Genomic DNA, 1,159 nt, shown 5'->3' on the forward strand with positions numbered 1-1,159 from the left:
CCCTTATGTCTTCGCCCCTCGCTATTGTCGAGGTGCCGAGAGCCGGCCAGCCCACCCGATAGACCCTGGGTCTTGCGACCGTGGATGAGCCTGGGAGGCTGGCCGGACCTCACGAACGCCCGAACAGTTGCCTGAACTCGTTTCGCACCGATAAGGCAGGGCTTGGCGTGAGTCTCTCGGCATCCTGACTCTAGCGGAGAGATTCCATGATCGGTATCGGTATCGATGTCAGCGGCGCCCGGCTGGACGTGGCGTCGACGCAGACGCAGCGGGTTCGCACCTTCGGCAACACCGGCGCGGGCATCGACGCCCTGCTGGCGTGGCTGCTCAAGCAGGGCCAGTTGCGCATCGTGGTGGAGGCCACCGGCGGATACGAGATGGCGGTGTTGCAGGCCTGCGCGGCGGCGGGATTGTGGATCTGCCGAGTCAATCCGCGGCAGGCGCGCGACTTCGTCCGGTCCACGGGCCAGTTGGCCAAGACCGATCAGCTCGATGCCCGGGGCCTGGCGCAGATGGCACGTGCCATCGAGCAGCTGCGTCCGTACACACCGCTGGAGGACTGGCGCGCGGCCTTGCTGCCGTGGGTGCAGCGTCGCACGCAGGTGGTCCGCCTGCTGCAGCAGCAATCCCAGCAGCTGGCCATGCTCGACCACCCGCAGGTCCGCGCGCTGGCCCAGGGCTCGCTCGATGCCTTGCGTGCCGAACGCGATGCGCTGGACGCCCAGCTGCGCCAGCGCATGGCGCCGCACGTCACGGCCGCGCTGACGAGCATGAAGGGCCTGGGGCCGGTCCTGCGTGCCACGCTGCTCACGCAACTGCCCGAGCTGGGCCGGCTGGATCGCGGCAAGATCGCCAAGCTGGTCGGCATTGCGCCGCTGAACTGCGACAGCGGCACGATGAAAGGCCAACGCCACATCTGGGGCGGTCGGTGTAGCGTGCGGACGGCCTTGTACATGGCCGCGCTCAGCGCGATCCGCTTCGAGCCCTCGATCCGGGCCTACTTCCAACAGCTCCGGGCGCGCGGCAAACCCGGCAAGGTCGCCCTCGTGGCCTGCATGCGCAAGATGCTCACCGTCCTCAATGCGCGATGTCGCGATGAGATGCGGGCCACTGCAAGGGCATAGCACCAACGGGTCGGCGCAAGACAGTTGCTCATCCG

1 protein-coding gene is annotated in these 1,159 nt (G+C 67.9%); it reads left to right on the forward strand.

Features of this window, described 5'->3' with window-relative positions; genetic code table 11:
* The first annotated feature begins 206 nt into the window (after positions 1-206).
* Positions 207-1,124, forward strand: a complete 918-nt coding sequence (locus tag HNQ52_RS16780; protein ID WP_183962467.1) for an IS110 family RNA-guided transposase — start codon at positions 207-209, stop codon at positions 1,122-1,124.
* Positions 1,125-1,159 lie beyond the last annotated feature (35 nt).

Origin of the sequence: Chiayiivirga flava (assembly GCF_014202825.1) — a bacterium.
GTDB classification, from domain to species: domain Bacteria; phylum Pseudomonadota; class Gammaproteobacteria; order Xanthomonadales; family Xanthomonadaceae; genus Chiayiivirga; species Chiayiivirga flava.

Excerpts from the sequence above, each read along its gene's own strand:
- HNQ52_RS16780 (WP_183962467.1), top strand. The coding sequence starts at position 207 with ATGATCGGTATCGGTATCGATGTCAGCGGCGCCCGGCTGGACGTGGCG.